General features: G+C 65.0%; 16 protein-coding genes. 5 read left to right on the top strand and 11 right to left on the bottom strand.

Annotation, left to right across the window (positions count from 1 at the left end; translation table 11 throughout):
* The 5 genes from IRZ77_RS20595 to IRZ77_RS20575 all read left to right on the top strand — a co-directional run.
* A partial coding sequence (locus IRZ77_RS20595) for a hypothetical protein (RefSeq protein WP_177325377.1) occupies positions 1-143 on the top strand: 143 nt, incomplete at its 5' end.
* 184 nt (positions 144-327) lie between these two features.
* The gene (locus tag IRZ77_RS20590) at positions 328-876 is read left to right on the top strand and encodes a UPF0149 family protein (RefSeq protein ID WP_196174305.1); all 549 of its coding nucleotides are present in this window, start codon (positions 328-330) and stop codon (positions 874-876) included.
* Between the two features lie 174 nt (positions 877-1050).
* Positions 1051-1680, top strand: coding sequence for a glutathione S-transferase family protein (locus IRZ77_RS20585; RefSeq protein ID WP_046616256.1), 630 nt, complete (start codon positions 1051-1053; stop codon positions 1678-1680).
* A 27-nt stretch (positions 1681-1707) separates the two neighbouring features.
* Positions 1708-3744, top strand: coding sequence for a pyridoxamine 5'-phosphate oxidase family protein (locus IRZ77_RS20580; RefSeq protein WP_046616255.1), 2037 nt, complete (start codon positions 1708-1710; stop codon positions 3742-3744).
* 72 nt (positions 3745-3816) lie between these two features.
* The gene (locus tag IRZ77_RS20575; RefSeq protein WP_046616254.1) at positions 3817-4713 is read left to right on the top strand and encodes a LysR family transcriptional regulator; all 897 of its coding nucleotides are present in this window, start codon (positions 3817-3819) and stop codon (positions 4711-4713) included.
* Positions 4714-4828: 115 nt separating this feature from the next.
* Here the strand turns inward: IRZ77_RS20575 and IRZ77_RS20570 are convergent, their stop codons facing one another.
* The 11 genes from IRZ77_RS20570 to IRZ77_RS20520 form a co-directional block, all read right to left on the bottom strand.
* A complete protein-coding gene (locus IRZ77_RS20570) occupies positions 4829-5491 on the bottom strand; it encodes a hypothetical protein (protein ID WP_108481710.1) in 663 nt (220 codons plus the stop codon).
* Positions 5492-5493: 2 nt separating this feature from the next.
* The gene (locus IRZ77_RS20565) at positions 5494-9852 is read right to left on the bottom strand and encodes an RHS repeat-associated core domain-containing protein (RefSeq protein ID WP_108481709.1); all 4359 of its coding nucleotides are present in this window, start codon (positions 9850-9852) and stop codon (positions 5494-5496) included.
* Positions 9853-9861: 9 nt separating this feature from the next.
* A complete protein-coding gene (locus IRZ77_RS20560) occupies positions 9862-10296 on the bottom strand; it encodes a DcrB-related protein (RefSeq protein ID WP_046616253.1) in 435 nt (144 codons plus the stop codon).
* Between the two features lie 11 nt (positions 10297-10307).
* Positions 10308-12245 carry a type VI secretion system Vgr family protein gene (locus IRZ77_RS20555; RefSeq protein ID WP_046616252.1) on the bottom strand — a complete coding sequence of 646 codons (1938 nt, stop codon included), beginning with the start codon at positions 12243-12245 and terminating at the stop codon, positions 10308-10310.
* Between the two features lie 11 nt (positions 12246-12256).
* Complete coding sequence (gene tssH, locus IRZ77_RS20550) at positions 12257-14932, bottom strand: type VI secretion system ATPase TssH (protein WP_196174303.1); 2676 nt, start codon at positions 14930-14932, stop codon at positions 12257-12259.
* Positions 14925-15941, bottom strand: coding sequence for a type VI secretion system baseplate subunit TssG (gene tssG / locus IRZ77_RS20545; protein WP_196174301.1), 1017 nt, complete (start codon positions 15939-15941; stop codon positions 14925-14927). The genes tssH and tssG overlap by 8 nt, the downstream gene beginning before the upstream one ends.
* Entirely contained in the window at positions 15938-17800 is a 1863-nt protein-coding gene (tssF, locus tag IRZ77_RS20540) for a type VI secretion system baseplate subunit TssF (protein ID WP_085600961.1), read from the bottom strand. The genes tssG and tssF overlap by 4 nt, the downstream gene beginning before the upstream one ends.
* A complete protein-coding gene (gene tssE, locus IRZ77_RS20535) occupies positions 17797-18312 on the bottom strand; it encodes a type VI secretion system baseplate subunit TssE (RefSeq protein ID WP_025340319.1) in 516 nt (171 codons plus the stop codon). Before tssE ends, tssF begins: the two co-directional genes overlap by 4 nt.
* Complete coding sequence (locus IRZ77_RS20530) at positions 18306-18746, bottom strand: hypothetical protein (RefSeq protein ID WP_181381659.1); 441 nt, start codon at positions 18744-18746, stop codon at positions 18306-18308. Before IRZ77_RS20530 ends, tssE begins: the two co-directional genes overlap by 7 nt.
* Positions 18743-19183, bottom strand: coding sequence for a type VI secretion system amidase effector protein Tae4 (locus tag IRZ77_RS20525; RefSeq protein ID WP_025340317.1), 441 nt, complete (start codon positions 19181-19183; stop codon positions 18743-18745). The genes IRZ77_RS20530 and IRZ77_RS20525 overlap by 4 nt, the downstream gene beginning before the upstream one ends.
* Positions 19184-19253: 70 nt before the next feature.
* Positions 19254-19742: an Hcp family type VI secretion system effector gene (locus IRZ77_RS20520; protein ID WP_046616247.1), complete on the bottom strand. Its 489-nt coding sequence runs from the start codon at positions 19740-19742 to the stop codon at positions 19254-19256.
* Positions 19743-19814: the final 72 nt, after the last annotated feature.

Genomic DNA, 19814 nt, shown 5'->3' with positions numbered 1-19814 from the left:
TGGAAAGCGCCGAAGGCCTGCTGCCGCTGCTCGAGCACTGCATCAAGACCCCGGGCGTGCACGTGATCGACTGCCCGGTCGATTACAGCGAGAACGACCGCATCCTCAACAGCGAGCTGCGTGAGCGCGCGCTGGCGGTGTAAAGCGTAACAGTCCAGTTGATGCCTATCCGGCGGTCACCGGTATTTCCCGATCCGGTGGCTGTCGGCTGATGGCAATAACCCCTTTATGTTGACGCTTGGCTGCCCGTGTTTCTGCAACCGCGGCTAGCCCTTGGACGGTTCTGTGCTAGGGTGCACACACTTTTGCTTCCCAGGATGTCCACCCATGCTACCCGCCCTCAGCGAAAAAGAACTCGACCGCCTCGAAGACCTGCTGATCACCTACGGCAACGATTACTCGGTGCTGAACCTGGCCGAGCTCAATGGCTTTTTCACAGCGCTGGCCAGCTCGCCGGTCACCGTCACCCCGGAGCAATGGCTGCCCGTGGTGGCAGGTGGCAAGGTGCCGAAATTCAAGAAGCCGGCGCATGAAGAGGCCTATACGGCGTTGATGCTGCGCTACGCCAACCAGGTAGCCGAAGAGCTGAGCGAAGACATCGACCGGTTCGAGCCATTGTTCGAGGAAAGCGAAGGCGAGCAGGGCACGGTGGTCGTGATGGAGGAATGGTGCTTTGGCTACATGCGCGGCACTCAGGTCGCTGGCTGGGAGCCGCTGCCTGCGGAGCAGGATCAGTTGCTCAAGGCCATTTCGCTGCATGGGCTGGAGGATAACTTCGAGCTGTTGGACCAGATGAGCGAAGAGGACATCCAGGCCTGCGTACCGAAGGTGGTCGAGGCTGCACGTGGATTGTTCCGGTACTTCAACCGGCACTGAATCCAGCGGGTGCCCCTGAGGCGGACGCTTGCAGGGGCTCTGGCCGGCGCGTGTGCCACGATTATTCCGCCATGCGAAATTATGGTTTCCCTGGCGCACTGATTCTGTTGCCAGGCGAACCCGTGCAGCATGTGCTCCATCAGCCCACCCCGGAGCTGACCAGGAGCCAAGCCCATGTCGAACCCGATCAAGCTTTACAACTTCCCCAAGTCCGGCCACGCCCACCGCATCGAGCTGATGCTTTCGCTGCTGAAGCTGCCCACCGAGCTGGTCTTTGTCGACCTGGCCAAAGGTGCACACAAACAGCCCGACTTCCTGGCGCTGAACCCGTTCGGCCAGGTGCCGGTCATTGATGACAACGGCACGGTGATTGCCGATTCCAACGCCATTCTCGTCTACCTGGCGAAGAAGTACGACAACGGCACCTGGCTGCCCGAAGAACCTGCCGCCGCCGCCCGCGTACAACGCTGGTTGTCGATCGCTGCCGGCCCGCTGGCATTCGGCCCTGCCGCTGCCCGCCTGGTGACGGTATTCGGTGCTTCGTTCAATACCGATGAAGTGATTACCCGCGCCCACACCTTGCTCAAGGTGATCGACGCCGAACTGGCCAAGGCACCCTTCCTGGCGGGTAGTACCCCGACCATCGCAGACATCGCCAACTACTCGTACATCGCCCACGCACCGGAAGGCAATGTGTCGCTGGAGCCCTATGCCAACGTACGCAGCTGGCTTGCGCGGGTCGAGGCGCTGCCGGGCTTCGTGCCCATGCCACGCACCGTGATCGGCCTGCAGACCAGCGCCTGACATCCCGCCACAGCGAGGAACGCCGCCATGCAACAGAACCCGGACCACCACTCCTCGCCTTGGCATGCGGGGGAGAAGACCCTGCAGGAAAAAGTCGGTGTCGCGGAGCGCATGGAGGCGTTCGGGCAGAAGGTCATTCGTGACTACATGCCCGACCAGCATCGTATTTTCTATCACCAGTTGCCGTTCATGGTCGCCGCCAGTGTGGACGCACTGGGGCGGCCCTGGGCAACGCTGCTGGAAGGGCCGGAAGGTTTCGTCAGCTCGCCGGACCCGCGCCAGCTGACGATCGACACTCAACTGCCAGCAGACGATCCCGCTACCCAGGGGCTGGCTGCCGGGCAGGCGGTCGGCCTGCTGGGGATCGAACTGCACACCCGCCGGCGCAACCGCCTCAACGGGCAGATCCGCCAGGCTGGCGATGGGCAACTGCAGGTGACTGTGGAGCAATCCTTTGGCAACTGCCCGCAGTACATCCAGCTGCGTGACTACACCCGTGTCGCGGAACCCGCCCAAGGGCGTGTCGATGCGACGACACTCGATGCCTCGGCTGTCAGCATGATCCAGGCAGCCGACACCTTCTTTGTCGCCAGCTATGTCGAGCATGACGACGGCCAGCGCTCGGTGGATGTCTCCCACCGTGGCGGGCGGCCCGGGTTCATCAAGGTCGAAGGCAACCGCCTGACCATTCCCGACTATGCTGGCAACCTGCACTTCAACACCTTGGGCAACCTGCTGGTGAACCCGCAAGCAGGGTTGCTGTTCATCGATTTCAGCAACGGCAACGTGTTGCAGCTATACGGGCATGCCGAGTTGCTGCTGGACAGCCCCGCCATCCAGGCATTCGAAGGTGCCGAGCGCTTGTGGACGCTGGAGATCGAGCAGGTGGTGTGCCGCCCGGCTGCCGTTTCCTTGCGTTGGGCCTTCAAGGAGTACGCGCCGACCAGCCTGATGACCGGCACCTGGGCCGAGGCCGACATACGCCTGCAGCAACGCCAGCGGCAGCGCCAATGGCAGGCCTGGCGTGTGCTGCGGGTGGAGCAGGAAAGCCGTGATATCCGCTCGTTCTACCTTGAGCCTCCTGCTGGCAGTGCAATGGCCTTTGCGCCGGGGCAGCATGTTCCGGTGCAAGTCCAGCTCGACGGCGAAGCGGCGCTGATCCGCACCTACAGCCTGTCCAGCGCGCCTTCCGACGGTTATCTGCGCATCAGCGTCAAAGCGCAGGGCCCGGCCTCGCGGCACCTGCATGAGCGCGTCGTGGCAGGCGATGTGCTGAACGTGCGCCCGCCGATGGGCAGCTTCACACTGGACCAGCAGAGCACACGGCCGCTGGTGCTGATTGGCGCGGGTGTGGGTATCACGCCGTTACTGGCCATGCTGCGCGAGCAGTTGAGCAAGGGTCAGGCACGGCGCATTCATCTGTTCCATGGTGCACGCAGCCTGGCCGACCTGCCGTTCCGTGAGGAGCTGGCAAGCTTGCGGCAACAGGCCGGCGGCCTGCTGCACGTGCACCGCGCCCTGAGCCAGCCGGAAGAGGATGCACTGGCGGGGCGTGATTACGAGTTTGCCGGTCGGCTGGGTATCGAGCAGGTCAAGGCGACGCTGGCGCTGGACGACTACGATTTCTACCTGTGCGGCCCGGGCAGTTTTACTCAGGACCTGTATGAAGGGCTGCGCGGGGTGCATGTGCCGGATGCGCGGATCCATGCCGAAGCCTTTGGCCCGTCGACGCTCCGGCGGCACACCGACGATGACCAGCCCACCCTGCAGCAGCCACCTGCTGCCAGCGAGCCGGTACCGGTGTACTTTGCGGCTTCAGCCAAGGAGGCGCGCTGGGCGCCGGGTAGCGGGACGCTGCTGGAACTGGCCGAGGCTCGCGGATTGTCGCCGGAGTTCAGTTGCCGAGGTGGGTCGTGTGGTACCTGCAAGACCCGGTTGGTCAGTGGCCAGGTGCATTACCCGACCCCGCCGGCCGAGCTGCCGGAGGCGGGCTCGGTGCTGATCTGCTGTGCCGTGCCGGCCCGGGTCGAGGAGGGGGTGCAGGCGTTGGTGCTGGATATCTGATCGTGCTCGGTCCCCTGTCCAAAACGCTCAGATGAAAGATAATTCCGGTACTTCATAGCCCCAGGAGCCCGCATGGACCAGATCCACCTGATGAAGGTGTTCGTCGCCGTAGGCGAGCTGGAAAGCTTCGCCGCCGCTGCCCGCCGCCTGGACATCTCCCCAGCCGCGGTCACCCGTGCCGTCAGCGCCCTGGAAGATCAGCTGGGGGTCAAGCTGCTGCTGCGCACCACCCGTAGCGTACGCCTGACCGAAGCCGGTGGCCGCTACCTGGAAGACACCCGGCATATCCTCGCCAGCATCAACGAGGCCAACGAAGCCGCCGCCGGCATCAACGCCACGCCCAAGGGCGACCTGGCCGTCACTGCGCCCATCCTGTTCGGCAAGAAGTTCGTCATGCCGTGCATCGTCCACTACCTGCAGCAGTACCCCGAGGTTGACGTTTCCGCCTACTTCCTCGACCGCATCGTCAACATGGTCGAAGAGGGCATGGATGTGGCTGTTCGTATCGGCCCCTTGCCTGACTCCGGGCTCAAAGCACTGCGGGTGGGCAGGGTCCGGCGCATGCTGTGCGCCTCTCCCGAGTACCTGGCGCGCCACGGCGTGCCGAAGCACCCGTCCGACCTGGCGGAGCATGCGGTGATCGGCACCACCAACCTGTCGCCGCGAGCCGGCTGGCGTTTCGGAGTAACCGATGAGCCGACTCTGGTGCGCATGAAGCCTCGCTTGACAGTGACCAGCAATGACGGGGCAATCGCCGCTGCCAGCGGCGGGTTGGGCATTGCCCGCCTGCTGTCGTATCAGGTCGCGGAAGAGGTGGCCAGTGGGCAGTTGCAGGTGATCCTTGCCGAATACGAAGAGGCGCCGTGGCCAATCCATATACTGCACCGGGAGAGCAAGTACGGTTCGGCCAAGGTCCGCGCCTTCATTGACATGCTGGCGCAGGAACTGAGGGCTCGGCAGCTGGACTGATTCAATCCAATGCCGCGCCCGAGTCTCCCCAAGGGAATGGCGTGTTGTCCAAATGGTAAATGTTGATGTGGGGCTCCTCAGCCCTGGCCGCTCTCGGGTGGTCGAAGTTGCCGATTCAGGTGAACTGAATGAAGAAGAACCCGGCGTCATCGCCTTCCTTGCCACGGCGCGCCTGCATGTCCACGAACAGGTAGCCGTTACCTTCGCCAAACAGCCCAACATGTTGCGGACTGGCTTCGGCCACGTCGGCGTCCACCAGCTGCATCATGAACATGTAGCGCGGTGGTTCATAGATCGGGTCTTGCAGCCAGCAGGGCCGGCCGCTGGGTTTGCTCAGGCCGATCCCGCTGTCCTCGTCCTCATGCTCCTCGTCATGCTCCTCGTCGGTCATTTCTTCGAAATCGATGAACGCTCGCTCCAGCAGCAAGGGCGGGTTGCTGGACTCCAATGGCTGGCTGGCGAGCTCATGCAGGATGACCCGGGCAAAGCCACTGCTGATGACCTTCTGCAGCTCCGACTGCTGATTGACCGTATAGCGGCGCTGGAGCGGGCGGCTGAAGCTACCGTCCTGCTGTTGCTCGACGGCAAGGAAAACGGTGATAGCCATGCCTGGCGGGACGAACCGGGCTGGTTGGAACTGTTCGGTCAGGGTCAGGATGGGCGTCAGCAACCCACCGGTTTGCGGGTTGGCTGGCCACAAGGAGAGGTCCTTGAGCAAAGGCGCACCGCCGATCTGACCGAAGCCGCGATCTTGTTGAGACAACACGATTTTCTTCATGGCTAGTAACACCCTTTGCTTTTGGCGAACGACTTGGCGTAACGCCGGGCCGTCCTGAGTTGTTGGATTGTGACATCTCCCTGGCTGACCAGCGATTGGTAGATAGCCTTGGACATCAAACGGATCTCAAGCTTGCCGCTCTTGAGCATCTGGTTAGGCTTGAGGCCCATTGCCTTGCGCAACCGGTTCTCTGCGGCATGCACCTGGTCATGGTGCTTAGGCGTCAGGGCAATCGAAGGGTTGCCACGCATCCTGCGGTTTTTCGGTGCCAGACCGGCATCCTGTAAGAACTTGTTACGCAGAATTTCATGGGCTTCAAGGCCATCGCCTCGGTGCACCTTGGCACCATAGCCTGCGGTTTCGCCTTCTTTGAGCAGTCCCCACGGGTCAATCCATGTGAAGGGGTTCGGGGCATACTCGTAAAGGTTCAAACCACCGGCCAGACCGATTGGGTCAGGCTGGGTAAAGCGGCCTATCTCCGGGTCATAGAAGCGGAACAGGTTGTAGTGCAGGCCGATTTCGCGGTCCAGGTACTGGCCCTGAAAGCGCAGGTTCTGTTCTTCCGGCAGGCGGGTGGCGCGCTGTTCATCCCAACCTGCGCCCCAGGTCAGGTAGCGCGCCGACCACACGACCTCGCCGGTGTCATCGGTCAACTGCTCCGGCAGGCCGTTGATGTCATTGTGGTAATGCAGCACTTGCTGGTGAGCGCCCAGGCCATCCACCCGGGCCAGCGGTTCGTGGCCATCGTCTTCATACAGGTACAACGCCTGCCGGCCATTGTGCTGCTCACCTAGCAGGCGCAGGCCACTCCAGTTGAAGCGGGTGCGGCTGACCACCTGGCCGTCGAGCGTCGATTCGATCTTCTCCGTGCGCCGGCCCATCGGGTCGTAGCGCATGTCTATGATGCGCTCCCGCCCGGCTTGCAGGTTGCGTACCTGGACCAGCCGGTGCTCGGCGTCATAGCGAAAAAGCTGCGTGCCGCGTCGGCGGCTGCGCTTTTCCACCAGGCGACCGAAGCCATCGTAGCGATAGCGCTTGTCCTCGAAGGTGAGCACGCGGTTGTGCCGGACCAGCCCGGCACTGGCCGCCACCGGGTCGAGCAGGTTGCCAGCCGGGTCGTAGCGGAACGCTTCGCGCTGGCCGGTCGGGCTGTCCTGACGGCCCAGGACATAGCCGCAGCCATCGTGCTGAAAAGTCTGTAAATACCCGTTGCCCGGGTGTTGCACCTCGCGTACGGCCAGTTGGTCGGCTGCGTCGAACTGATAACGCTGCTGGTCTGGCGCCGGCAGCCGGCTGGGTTGCGCTGTCCGGCGGCGGAGCAAGGTGCGCAGGCGCCCGCCACGGTCGTACTGGCGTTGGATCGCCAGGTTGCCCTGCAGTCGCAGTGTTTCCCGGTGAACACGGTCACGCTCGAAATCGCACACCACCTTGCCATCGAGGTTGACCTGGTGCAGGTGCCCGCTACCGTAGTACAGGCGGTTGATCCAGCGGCCGTCGGGTACTCGCGTGCGGGTGAGGTTGCCGAGCGGATCGTACTGGTACTGCACGCTGCCCTGCGCGCTGTGTTCTTCGAGCAACTGGCCCAGTGCATCGAAAGCGAAGCCCAGTTCCTCGACCTGGCCATCCACGGCGGTACGGCGGATCGCAACCACGTTGTCCAGTGGGTCGTTGCAGTAGTCGGTGCGTCCCTCATCGGTGTGGCGGGTCAGCAGGCGACGGCCTGCGTCATATGCCATGCGGTGAATGATGGGCGCGTCCTCGCTGCCCGGCGCAGGCAGGAAGGTGACCTGGACAAGGTTGTCCAGCGGGTCGTACTGGTAGCGCCTCATGCCACCGTCCAGATCGCGCTCGGCAATCAGCCGGTCGCCTGCATCCCATTCGAAACCGTAGGCCTCGCCATTTTCGTTGTACAGCGCGAGCAGGCGCCCACAGTTGTCATGGTGGTAGCGTACCTGCCGGCCGAGCGCATCAATGCGCAGCTCCAGCTGGCCACGGCAGTTACGCCGGTATTGGGTAACGTGACCTGCCGTGTCGATGTGCTGGGTCAACAGGCCGCTGGCATCGAGGGCAAACGCTTCGCTGCGGCCATCGGGCAAGGTCACGCTGCGCAAGCGACCTTTGTCGTCATGCTGGTACTCGGTGCGCTCGCCCTGGGCGTCGGTAATCGATTGCAGGTGGCCCAAGGGGTCGTAGGCGAGGCGGGTCAGGTAGCCGGAGCAGTCCCGCTGTTCGACCACCAGGCCCCGTTCGTTCCAGCGCAGGTGGCGGCTGGAACCGTTGGCATCGATGATTTCGACTGGGTTGCCCTGGCTGTCATGGCGATAGCGGGTGTGCTGGCCCAACGGGTCGGTCTGGCGCGTGCAATTGCCGCGTTGGTCATAGGTGAAGGTCCAACGCTGCCCTGCCGGGTCTGTCTGGCTGCGCGGCAGCGACCAATGCTCGAGCCACTCGGTCGACTCGCTACGCCCCAGTGGGTCGACGGTCTCGGCAAGGTTGCCCGATTCATCGTAGAAGAACTGCCAGCGTCCATCCATGGGGTCGCTGGCCGCAAGCAACTGGCGCTCGTCATTCCACTCGAAGCGCCAGGTCCGCTCAAGGGCATCGGTATAGGTGGTGATCTGGTATTGCTGGTTCCAGTGGCGCACGGCAACGCGGCCAAGACTGTCGGTCACCCGGGTGATGCCTGCGGTCACGTCGTATTCGAAGGCGTAGCTGTCGCCGCCGTTGGTCCAGTGCCGCACCACCCGCCAACCGTCCTCGTGCTGCGCCCATTCGTAGAAACAGCACAGGCCGCCGCCGGTACGGTGTTCGATCATGCGTCGGGCGGCGTCATAGGCGAAACTGCGCAACGGCTGGCCTGTGCCATCCAGCACCTGCGCGAGGTCGCCATTGGCGTCATGGCCATAGCTGGCCAGGCGTTGCGATTCGCCGCTCGCCGCATGGAAGTCGATGTGGCTCACCCGTCGTGGCCATTGTTCGCCGTAGCCCAGGCTGACACGCACCTGGTCGAAGGTGTCGCGCAACTGGCAAAGGCGGCCCTGGTTGTCGTAGTCCAGATAGATCCGGTTGTCGTTGCGATCACCGATCTGGCTCAGGCGCAGTCGATCGGGCCGCCCCGGGGTCGGCTGGAACAACCGATACTCGCCTTCGCGGCTTTCGGTCAGCAGTTCGCCGTTGTGCGCCCGGCGTACGCTCAGCCCTTCACCGACGCTGAACACCGCATCACCCAAGGTAATGATGCCCATGTCCACCCGGCGTGCCTGCTCGTCGATCAGCACCAGGTGATCGTCTGCACCAACCTGCACCGAAACTTCGTAGGGCACGCTCCAGCCCGCGCCGAACAGGCCGTCGACCCTCTCGTCATGGCTGTTGTAGAAGCGTTGCCAGGCGATTGGCAGGGTTGCCTGCACGGTGAAGTCGAGGTCTTCCTCGCCACACAGGACCTTGCCGCCGGTGGCGGCATGTACCGGGTTGGGCGAACCGGCCATGGCCTGGGTGAGGGCGCCTGTCACCTGGCCGGTAACCACGCTGCTCACGCCACCCACCAACATGCAGCCGAACTTGCTGTAGAACTTGCCGCCACGCCCGCGCAGCAGCATCAACGCGGTCACTGCCAGGCCGATGCCCGGCGTCTTGCCGCTGCGAATCTCGCGCACCACGATCGGCTCGCCGCCGATGCGCACGTTGTTCGACACCAGGCCGCCATCGACGATCACCGCTTCGCAGGTGCTGCGGTCGCCGCTGCGGCAGGCCGGGTGGCCGTTGATCAGCACTTTGCTGGACCCCTCGGCCAGGTACTGCGGTGGCATCGGCGGGTGCTTGCTGCACAGTACCTTGTCGTCCGGGGCTGGCAAGGTATTGGCAGCGGGCGTGGCTACGGTCGGCCGCCACATCTGCGAGAAGAAGCCCTTGGCCATGTCGAGGAAGGTTTCTTCCTTCGCCTCGCCAGCTTCGGCGCCGGCCTGCTCCAGCGGTGCCGGCGGGCCGGTGACGACGCCGGCGGCACGTGCCGCGCGCTTGCCGTTGGTGCGAGTGTTAGGCGAGCCACTGATGATGTTGGCCTGCACCGACGGCGGGAACAGGAAATTGCCGATGCCCTCGCATAATCGGCTCAGGCCCGTATCGGCGCCGGTCTTGGCCATGACCACACCGACCACCAGGCCGACCACTGCGCCCAGCACGAAGCAACCCAGGCCACCGGTGGCCACGGTCAGGCCGAATGCCGCCGCCACGGCAGCGGTGGCCAGGGCGCCGATGGCCACCGTGGCGGCGATTTCCAGCACACCCCCGACGATGTCGGCCAGCATCGAGGTGTGCATCAGCGCGTCGCCTTCGCGGGCGGCCCACAGAGCGTCGGACATGGTGCGCGATCAGCCCAGGTTGTCGAAGTCGAGCGACTGCTTGATGCTTGCCCAGTGCGCCGCTTCGGTCGCACCCAGCGGGCTGGCCTTGACGTAGCTCAGGGCAAACATCTTGCGCGTGCCAGGCAGCACCAGGGCCAGCTGGTACTGATAGACCTTCTCCTGGCCCTTGCTGAACTGGCTGCTCAGCTCGATGGCGGCGATCGCCTGCCCGGCGCCTACCTGCACCGCCTGGGCGGGTTGCATGCGCAGGTCCTTGACCTGCTGCTGCAGGCGCTGCAATTGGCCATCGAAATTGCTCTGCAAGGTTTCGCCTTCGGCCAGCAGGCTGCGGCTGATGATCAGCGAGGTAGCCAGCGCCTCGAAGCGCAGGATGTTGATACTGCTGTCCTGCACGGCGGCATCGGGCAAGGCCAGGCGGAATTCGTTGACGCGATAACTCATGACAGGTCTCGTTACTGGTCGGAGCCGGAGAAGATCGCCTTCACCGAGTCGTCGATGGTCTTTTTCACGCCCTGGTTGTCGGGCGCGGTCTGCGCACCACTGCCGACGTTCAGGTCGAGGGTGCCGTCGGTATTGATCTCGCCGTTCTGCCTGGCATGGAAGCTGAACTGCTCGCAGCTGATATTGATCTGGCCGCTGGCGTTGAGCTCGATCACGCTCTTGCCGCACACCAGGCGCAGGTTTTCGCCCACTTCGATCAGGTAGCTGGTGCTGACGCTATCGGTCTTGCTGGCGCCGACCAGCAACATGTCGTCGCGGCGCACGGCGCGGATGCGGTCCTGGCCTATGGTGATGGTTTCCAGCATGCCCACCGTCTGGGTACGGTTGATGCCGACGGCCAGCGTCTCGCTCTGCTCGACCACGGTGTCCATGTTGCGCTCGGCATGTACGTAGATCTGCTCGGCGCCCTTTTTGTCCTCCATGCGGATTTCATTGAAGTTGGCCGGGCTGCCACCTTTGCTCGAGCGGCTCTTCATGCCGCTTTGCGTAGCATTGGCGGGCAAGTCGTAGGGCACGCTCTGTTCGGCGTTGTAGACGCGGCCAGTGATGATGGGCCGGTCGGGGTCGCCTTCGAGGAAGCTGACAATCACCTCCTGGCCGATGCGCGGGATCTGCATCGAGCCCCAGTTCTTGCCGGCCCAGGCCTGCGATACGCGGATCCAGCAGGAACTGTTCTCGTTGGACTGGTCGTGGCGGTCCCAGTGAAAGTGCACTTTCACCCGGCCATACTGGTCGGTCCAGATCTCCTCGCCAGCGGGGCCGACCACCACGGCGGTCTGCGGGCCCTTCACGATCGGCCGCACGGTGCTGCCCTGCGGGCGGAAGCTCTGTTGTGCGTCGATGCAGCTGAGGTTGCTTTCGAATTGCGCTGCGCTGCTGCCGGTGCCGCTTTCCAGACGCTCCTGATGCACGTAGTAGCGTGCGCCGACGATCAGGTACTCGCGGTTCTGGTCCTGGCGGGTGAAACCGCTGAGGCTGAACAGGTGGCCACTGCCCAGGCCGCGGGCGTTGCCGCGCAGCTCGACCCGCTCGTGCAGGCTCTGCAGCGATTCCAGGCGGGTACGCGCATAGTGTTCGCCATCCTGGCTTTGCTGGTAGGCGCCGGGGTAGTCGTACAGTGGGTAGTCACCGGCCTGGTGCGGGCGTGGCATGGCCGAGCGCACGTCGATGCGTGCGCTGGGGCGCTGGAAGTCGTAGTCGTTGAGCTCCAGCGAACCAGGCTGGACTTCCTGGGCCAGGTGCCAGTCGTTGATGTGGTCACGCTCGCGGTGCTGCCCGTCCGGCGGGTAGTAGGGCACGCTTTCGTAACCAGGCACCTGCGGGTGAGCGCCATAGGCGTCGGCCAGCACCAGCACGTGGCGCTGCGCTTCGTGGCGGAAGAAATAGTAGATGCCTTCTTCTTCCATCAGCCGGCTGACGAAGTCGAAGCTGGTCTCGCGGTACTGCACGCAGTATTCGCGTTCGCGGTAGCTGCGGCTCAGGGCATCCTCGAAGTCGGAAAAGCCCAGGTCGCGAAACACCTGCTTGATGATCTGCGGCGCGCTCAGGTGCTGGAAGATGCGGCAGTCGCTGGTGCGGGTCAGCAGCCACAGCCAGGGGCGCAGGGTGACCCGGTAGCTGGCGAACTGGCCCTGGTCCACCGACTGGCTGCAGCGGGCGACGATGCCATGGAAGTAGCGTGAGGTGCCCAGGCCCTGCTGCACGCTCAAGCTCATCGGCTTGCCCAGCAGGGCATTGAGGTCGATGGCCGGGTCGTCGCTGGTCAGCTGCAGCTCATAGTCGAACAGGCGGCCGAGCTCGTCGCTGCCACCCATTTCGGCCAGGATCAGCTTGTCCGGCCCCAACGGGCTGTTGATCTGCGCCAGGCGCGTGAACTGCGTGAACAGCATGGTCCGTCCTGTCAGTCGGCTGCGCCGAAGTCATAGTGCAAGTCGTTTTCGCGGCGGCTGATGCGCACGCTGGCCAGCGGCTTGCCTTCGAGCATGCGGGTAAGGAACTCGCGGCTCATGTCCGGCAGCAGGCCGTTTGTGAGGATGGCGTCGATCATGCGGCCACCGCTTTCTGTTTCGGTACAGCGCGAAACGATCAGTTCCACCACCCCTTCGTCGTAGGCGAAGCCGACCTTGTGCGTGCCTTCCACGCGCTTGCGGATGCGCTCCAGTTGCAGGCGGGTGATGGCCTTGAGCATGGCGTCGCTGAGCGGGTAGTAGGGGATTGTCACCAGGCGGCCGAGCAGCGCCGGCGGGAAGATTTCCAGCAGCGGCTTGCGCAGCTGGCTGGCCACCGCGTCTGGGTCGGGCAGGGCCTGCGGGTCGCTGCAGGTGCGCGCAATGAGCTCGGTACCGGCGTTGGTGGTGAGCAGAATCAGTGTGTTGCGGAAGTCGATCTGGCGACCTTCGCCGTCCTCCATCACGCCCTTGTCGAACACCTGGAAGAAGATCTCGTGCACATCCGGGTGAGCCTTTTCCACCTCGTCCAGCAGCACCACGCTGTACGGCCGGCGGCGCACGGCCTCGGTCAGCACCCCGCCTTCGCCGTAGCCGATGTAGCCAGGTGGGGCGCCCTTGAGGGTCGAGACGGTATGGGCCTCCTGGAACTCGCTCATGTTGATGGTGATCAGGTTCTGCTCACCGCCGTACAGCGCCTCGGCCAAGGCCAGTGCGGTCTCGGTCTTGCCCACGCCAGAGGTGCCGGCGAGCATGAACACGCCAATCGGCTTGTTCGGGTTGTCGAGGCCGGCGCGGGAGGTCTGGATGCGCTTGGCGATCATTTCGAGCGCGTGGTCCTGGCCAATGATGCGCCTGGCCAGCAGGCTGTCGAGGTTGAGCACGGTCTCGATCTCGTTGCGCGCCATGCGTCCCACCGGAATCCCGGTCCAGTCGGCCACCACCGAGGCGACTGCCTGGTAATCCACGGTCGGCAGGATCAACGGGCTCTCGCCCTGCAGGGCGCTCAGGCGCCGTTGCAGGTCGGCCAGCGTTTCGCGCAGTTCAGGGTTGCCTGGCACCTGCGCGTCCTGGTCGACCACCCCGGCCTGGTCGCGCAGCTGGGCGCGGGTGGCCAGCAACTGGTCGACCAAAGCTTTCTCTTCAGCCCAGCGGCTTTCCAGCGTGGCCAGGCGTTGGCGCTCTTCGGCCAGCAGGGTGTCGGCCTGGGCCTGGCGCTGCCCGGTAGGCACGCCGATGGCGGCTTCACGAGCGATGATCGCTTGCTCGACCTCCAGCGCCTCGATACGCCGGCGGCTGTCGTCGACCTCGGCCGGCACCGCGTGCAGGCTGATGGCCACGCGCGCGCAGGCGGTATCGAGCAGGCTCACCGACTTGTCCGGCAGCTGGCGCGCCGGGATGTAGCGGTGCGACAGCTTGACTGCGGCTTCGAGTGCTTCGTCGAGGATCTGCACCTGGTGGTGCTGCTCCATGGTCGATGCCACCCCACGCATCATCAGCAGCGCCTTGGCTTCGCTCGGCTCGTCCACCTGCACCACCTGGAAGCGACGGGTCAGGGCCGGGTCCTTCTCGATGTGCTTCTTGTACTCGGCCCAGGTGGTAGCCGCCACCGTGCGCAGGCTGCCACGGGCCAGTGCCGGCTTGAGCAGGTTGGCCGCATCGCCGGTGCCGGCAGCGCCACCGGCACCGACCAGGGTATGCGCTTCATCGATGAACAGGATGATCGGTTTGGGCGAGGCCTGCACATCCTCGATCACCTGGCGCAGGCGTTGTTCGAACTCGCCTTTCATGCTGGCGCCAGCCTGCAGCAGGCCAACGTCCAGGCTGCGCAGCTCAACGTCCTTGAGCGCCGGCGGCACGTCGCCAGCGACGATGCGCAAGGCGAACCCTTCGACCACGGCGGTCTTGCCGACACCAGCTTCACCGGTAAGGATCGGATTGTTTTGCCGGCGCCGCATGAGGATATCGACCAGCTGGCGGATCTCTTCGTCACGGCCGACGATAGGGTCGAGCTTGCCGCTTCGGGCCTGTTCGGTAAGGTCGACGGTAAAGCGCTTGAGCGCCTCCTGCTTGCCCATCGCCGCAGGCGCCACGGCGCCGCTGGCCTCGCCAGGCTGCGCAGCGCTGAAGCCGTCGGTGGCGGCCAGGTGGTTCTCCGGTGAGTCTCCCACGTACTCGTCGAAGCGTTCGCTCAACGCCTCGACCTTCAGCTTGGCGAACTCGCTCGACAGCCCCAGCAGGGCATGGCGCAGGCCAGGTGTCTTGAGGATGCCGACCAGCAGGTAGCCGCTGCGCACCTGGCTCTCGCCGAACATCAGGCTGCCGTATACCCAGCCGCGCTCGACGGCTTCTTCCACCTGCGAGGAAAGGTCGGTGATCGAGGTCGAACCGCGCGGCAGCCGGTCCAGCGCATCGGTCAGGTCGCGGGCCAGGCGCGCCGGCTCGATATCGAACTGGCGCACGATACGGTGCAGGTCGCTGTCCTGCAGTTGCAGCAACTGGTGCAGCCAGTGCACCAGTTCGACATAGGGGTTGCCCCGCAGCTTGCAGAACACCGTTGCGGCCTCGATGGCCTTGTAAGCGATGCTGTTGAGTTTGCCGAACAGCGCGGCGCGGCTGATTTCACCCATGGTCCTGGTTCCTTGTATGGTGGGCGGCGGCCGGCTGGTCGGCGTAATACCGGGCCAGCTTCAGGTCGCGTGCATCGTGCGGAGGGCGGCCAAGCCAGGTATCGAAGCCCAGGCGTTGGCCGGCATTGAGTTGCAGCGCAGGCACCTGGTCCTGCGCGAGGATCAGGTTGAGGTCCCAGTCCAGTTCCTGGCCCAGGTATTCGGCGACCCATGCCGCCAGTTCGACGAAGGCCTGCCCGCCGGGCAGCAGGGCGTGGTACTGGTCGAGGCTGAGCGGGCCGAGGCACAACCGGAACTTGTGCTGGCGGTCCCAGGCGTAGCGGCCCAGGCACAGGTCCACGCCCAGGCGGTTGGCGCGCACGCCGAGCTGGCTGCGTTCGGGCAGCTCAAGCCACTGGCCGACGTATTCTTCCAGCGTCACAGGCACGCCGAAATAGCCGCTCAGTATGCTGCACAGGCCGTCCGGGTAGCGTGTTTGCGCGCTCAGGTGGCCGGACCAGTGCAGTTTGGCGGTGTCGGCCAGTGCGCCCTTGCCTTGCAGTTCGGGTTGGCCACGGCCACTGAGCGCCGCCAGGCGCGCGGCCCAGTAGTCATCCCCCGGGCGATCGTGGCTGACGGTCGGCCGGGCTTCGGCCCAGGCACGGTAGAACAGGCTCAGCAGGCGGTGATGGAAGACGTCCAGAAACGCCTTGCTGGTCGAATCGGCATGGTTGCGCTGGCGCTCGCGCATGTATTCGGTCAGGTGCAGTGGCAGCGGCCCGTTGGGGCCACCGAGGCCGAAGAAGAACTGCTCCAGGCGCGCCGGCTGGTTGCCGTCGGCGCTGACCGAGGCCAGGGTCGACGGGGCGAACCCGCAGTCCAGGCGCTGGCCCAGGCGCACAGGCTCGTCGGCCAGGCGCAGGGAATGACCGAAGCGTGGCAGCTCGGGGTATTGCGCTTCGAGGCGGCGCAGCGCCTGGAAGAAATCGTACGCCCAGGGCTCGTCCTGCATGGCCTGCAAGGTGTTCATAGGGTCGGCCTGCGCCCCGGTTTGGCCGACCAGCGCATGATCTCGCCGCGTTCGCTGGTGCGCAGTACCGTTTCGGTGAAGCTGTTGATCGACACGTAGCGGGTCAGGAAACGCTCGAACACCGCGCCGAGCAGGAACACGCCGGTGCCGCGGAAGGCGTTTTCGTCGAAGGTCAGGGTTATCTCCAGGCCACGCCCGAAAACGATCGGCCCGGGCATCGGCAGGCGTCGGGTGCAGGGCTTGCTGCTGACGTCGCGCAGGCCGTCGATCTGCAGGTTCAGGGCGCTGTCCTGCGGGTCGCCATACAGGCGCAGCAATTCGCGCAGGGCGGCGGCGCCCTGGCCGTGCTCGGCCAGCGACAGGTAGTTCAGCGACAGCTGGCTGATCAGGCGCCAGGCGCGGTTGTCATGGGCATGGCTGGCCTTGGGCCGGCTTGGGCCGGCCAGGCAACGCACGCCGGCGACCGGTGCGCTGTCGGCCAGGCTGAAGTCGCTGCGCCCGTCGCCAACACTCATGAACAGAGGCAGGTCGCGGTTGCTGCACAGGGCGCTGATACCCAGCTGGCGCAGGTCGTGGCGGTAGGGGGCCTGCTGGCCGTCGACCAGGCTGATGAACGTTTCGCTGCCCATGTAGCTGGAGCGGGTGCCATTGCGACGCTGGTCGCTGGACAACACCCGCGGCTCCCGGCGCACTATGTAGTAGGCCTGGTCGCGGCCGTAGCGCGACGGGTCGCGCACCGCGTAGAACGGCAGGAATTCCTGATCCGGCCCGGTGCCGTGGCCGGTGACCCGCTGCAGGGAATGGATCTCGAAATCGGTGGGCCGGGTGCGGTCGGCGATCACGTGGTGTTCATGCACCCGATCGGAAAGGTGCAGGCGGTCGACACGGCGCGGGAACAGGTTGATCGCCGGGGTGCAGAACGGCACGAACTGGCTCGCGCCGACGCTGCTCTCCAGGCTCTGGTCGAAGCGTTCGAACAATACCAGCACTTCCAGCGTCTGGCCGGTGCAGCGCTGTACGGCCTGCTCCAGCCCGGCAAAATCGACGAACAGGAAGCGCTGCGGCAGGGCGAAGTACTCCTGCAGCAGGCGGTAGCCCTGGAAGGCCTGGGGCACCACCGGCAACGCCGCTTCACGGTCATCGAAGCCACACGGGCGCAGGGCCTGTTCGACCGGAATACGTTCCACCCAATCGGCGCCGGGTTGGCGCACGAACACCGCACAGGCACTGCCCAGCAGTTGCTCGTAGAGACGGAACGGGGTCTCGTCGGCGCCGTTGAGGTACAACGGCAGATGGCTGAGCGGCAAGCTGGCGAACGGCAACTCGGCGCCACTGCGCAGGGTCAGGCGCAGGCCGGCGCGGGCTTGCGGTACGCTGCTGGCCAGGCGCCCGAGCACCGCGCCGGGGTTACCGAAGTACTCGGCGCGGGCTACCTGCAAGGGCCACAGGGTGACGTCCTGGGTACTGCGGAACTCGCACGGGGTCTGCGAGTTGCGCCCCAGGTTGGCGCGTAGCACGCTGTCGCGCGGCAGGCGGAACCCGGCGGCCAGGGACCCCTCGTCGGGGTCGGTCTGCAGTTGCACCACGGTCATCGACGGGGTCGGCGCCAGGTAGTGCGGGTAGGCGATCTCCAGCAGGTTGTGGGTGAAGGTCGGGTACTCGGCATCCAGCTTCAGCTGCACCCGCGCGGTGAGGTAGGCGAAGCCTTCGAGCAGGCGCTCGACATAGGGGTCGGCACACTCGATCCCGGACAGCGTCAGGCGCCCGGCGATCTTCGGGTATTCCCGGGCGAACTCCGCCGCACTCTCGCGGATGTGCTGCAGCTCCTGGTTGTACAGCTCGAGCAGGCGTGGGTTCATGCACGCCTCCGGCGTTCGGCAGGGGCGACGCGCACATGGCCGGACTCAAGGTCCACCTCGGTCTGCAGCAGCAACGGCAAGGCCGCTGGCTGGGCCCAAAGGTCGCCTTCGATTTCGAAACTCAGGGCGTTGGCATTCATCTCGCCGGGTGCGGCCTGGGCACGCACCTTCAGGGTATGGGCGAGGATACGTGGCTCGTAGGTGGCGATGGCCTGGTGGATGATGCGCTCCAGGGCGGCCAGGTCGATGTTCGAGGCGCTGTTGCCGGCCAGGGCCGGCAGGCCGTAGTTGATCACCGAAGCCCCGGCGGGGGTGCCCAGGGTGGCGGCGCTGTCGAGCAGCGAAGTGGTGTTGAGCAACCAGGCGAGGTCGCGCAGTACCGAGGCCTTGAGCTGGTGCAGGCTGAGCACGCGCTTGTCCGGTGCTTCCTGCGGGTTGCCCGGGTCGTCGTCGGTCAGGCGGTCCAGCAGCGAGGGCTGCAGACGGTCGCGGGCGGCGATTTCGGCTACCACTCGAACAGCCCCACGAAGTTCTTCTGGTCTACAGGGCCGTTCGAACAGCTGGCGCCACGTGCCAGGATGGAAGGCTCCAGACGTTCGCCCAGCTGGCGAACAGCCTGGTACTGGCTCTCGCAACGGCCGGGTTGTGACGGGTCTGGCTGCACATGGCTGACAATGATGATCTGCGCGCCATCGAACTGCTCCACGCGAGGCTTGCCGCCATCTCGCTCCGGGCTGAGCTGGCAGGGCCAGGGCATCTCCAGTTGCAACAGCGAGGCATCGGCCTTGCGCAACGCGCAGCGGCCTTCGTGGTTCACCAGTACAAGCTTTTTCCCGGCAAGGTTGACCTCCGGCGCCGCGTTCGAGGAAGGAGCGGGTGGCTGTGCACAGGCATTCAGGGCGAACGCGACCAGCAGGGCGGGCATGGCTTTGGGCGCACGTTTCATTTCAGCTCCCAGAACCAGACGGCCTTGGAACGATGGGCCTGGTCGGCGAAATAGCCTGTGACCCGGCCTCTGTCCCACAGGTCGATGTGATCGCCGGTACGGTTTTCGAATGCCTGCCCGGCACGGGCGAAGCAGTCCTTGAAGAAGATGATGCCGCGCTTTTCGCCGAGCTTGAGGCGGTCGCTTGCGCTGCCGCTCAGTTGCAGCGGGGCGCCGAGATGGTGCTTCCACAGCCAGTTGGCCAGCGACTCGGCACCCCGCGCATGGCCATGGGCACAACGTGGTTCGCTGTAGGTACCGGCGTTCACCTTGATGGTGTGCTCGCCGTTGAGCGCGATGCTCATGCGAATGGCGCACTGGTTGTCCCAGCCGCCGTCGCAAGGCGAGGAGTCGGTCGGGTAGGCATTCCAGAGGTTGATGAAAGAAGGCTTGGCCATGGGGTTCACCGTGAGCGGGTGAGGTGGGGGAAGGCGCCCGCGCCAGCCAAGGCGGCGCGGGCGCGGTCGGTCAGATCTTGACGTTGGAGCGGATGTTCCAGCCGTACTTGATCGGGCCGCCTTCCTTGGTGCCGTCGGCTTTCTGCGGCTGATAGTCGACGGTGACCTTGGCGAAGTTCAAGGTCACGTGCTCGGTCAGGCGGTCGTCGCTGCCCGAGCCACCGGTGCTCAGCGAGCTGATGATGACTTCTTCAAGGTTGATGATCAGGTACTCGACCTGGCTCTCGCCCCCGGCCTTGCGCACGGTCAGCTTGACCTTGTCGATGTGCTTGCCGCTGGAGCAGTGGGCCATCAGGTTAGGGCTGGACTTGTCGATGTACTTGGTGATCGACAGGTCCTGGATGTTGACCTTGCCCGAGCCGCCGCCGCTGCCCATGTGCATGTTGCCGGACTGGGACATGCCCCAGCTCCAGTTGAGCACGTCGATTTCGTCCTTGTGGGCCTTGTCGTGGGACTCGCCCTTGATGTCGCCGATCTTGATGAAAATATCTACAGCCATGGTGTCCTCGGTATTACATGTCAGGTTGGCGGTTGGGTGCAGTTGGGGCTGTCAGGCAGCCCCCGGGGCTGT

Origin of the sequence: Pseudomonas pudica, assembly GCF_015680405.1 — a bacterium.
GTDB lineage: Bacteria > Pseudomonadota > Gammaproteobacteria > Pseudomonadales > Pseudomonadaceae > Aquipseudomonas > Aquipseudomonas pudica.
Note: the sequence above shows the minus strand (reverse complement) of the source record. Positions and strands in the feature narration are given on the sequence as shown.

What these genes read in the sequence shown, in the direction of transcription:
- IRZ77_RS20590 (WP_196174305.1), top strand. Translation starts at nt 328, where the DNA reads ATGCTACCCGCCCTCAGCGAAAAAGAACTCGACCGCCTCGAAGACCTG.
- IRZ77_RS20585 (WP_046616256.1), top strand. Translation starts at nt 1,051, where the DNA reads ATGTCGAACCCGATCAAGCTTTACAACTTCCCCAAGTCCGGCCACGCC.
- IRZ77_RS20580 (WP_046616255.1), top strand. Translation starts at nt 1,708, where the DNA reads ATGCAACAGAACCCGGACCACCACTCCTCGCCTTGGCATGCGGGGGAG.
- IRZ77_RS20575 (WP_046616254.1), top strand. Translation starts at nt 3,817, where the DNA reads ATGGACCAGATCCACCTGATGAAGGTGTTCGTCGCCGTAGGCGAGCTG.
- IRZ77_RS20570 (WP_108481710.1), bottom strand. Translation starts at nt 5,491, where the DNA reads ATGAAGAAAATCGTGTTGTCTCAACAAGATCGCGGCTTCGGTCAGATC.
- IRZ77_RS20565 (WP_108481709.1), bottom strand. Translation starts at nt 9,852, where the DNA reads ATGTCCGACGCTCTGTGGGCCGCCCGCGAAGGCGACGCGCTGATGCAC.
- IRZ77_RS20560 (WP_046616253.1), bottom strand. Translation starts at nt 10,296, where the DNA reads ATGAGTTATCGCGTCAACGAATTCCGCCTGGCCTTGCCCGATGCCGCC.
- IRZ77_RS20555 (WP_046616252.1), bottom strand. Translation starts at nt 12,245, where the DNA reads ATGCTGTTCACGCAGTTCACGCGCCTGGCGCAGATCAACAGCCCGTTG.
- tssH (WP_196174303.1), bottom strand. Translation starts at nt 14,932, where the DNA reads ATGGGTGAAATCAGCCGCGCCGCGCTGTTCGGCAAACTCAACAGCATC.
- tssG (WP_196174301.1), bottom strand. Translation starts at nt 15,941, where the DNA reads ATGAACACCTTGCAGGCCATGCAGGACGAGCCCTGGGCGTACGATTTC.
- tssF (WP_085600961.1), bottom strand. Translation starts at nt 17,800, where the DNA reads ATGAACCCACGCCTGCTCGAGCTGTACAACCAGGAGCTGCAGCACATC.
- IRZ77_RS20530 (WP_181381659.1), bottom strand. Translation starts at nt 18,746, where the DNA reads ATGAAACGTGCGCCCAAAGCCATGCCCGCCCTGCTGGTCGCGTTCGCC.
- IRZ77_RS20525 (WP_025340317.1), bottom strand. Translation starts at nt 19,183, where the DNA reads ATGGCCAAGCCTTCTTTCATCAACCTCTGGAATGCCTACCCGACCGAC.
- IRZ77_RS20520 (WP_046616247.1), bottom strand. Translation starts at nt 19,742, where the DNA reads ATGGCTGTAGATATTTTCATCAAGATCGGCGACATCAAGGGCGAGTCC.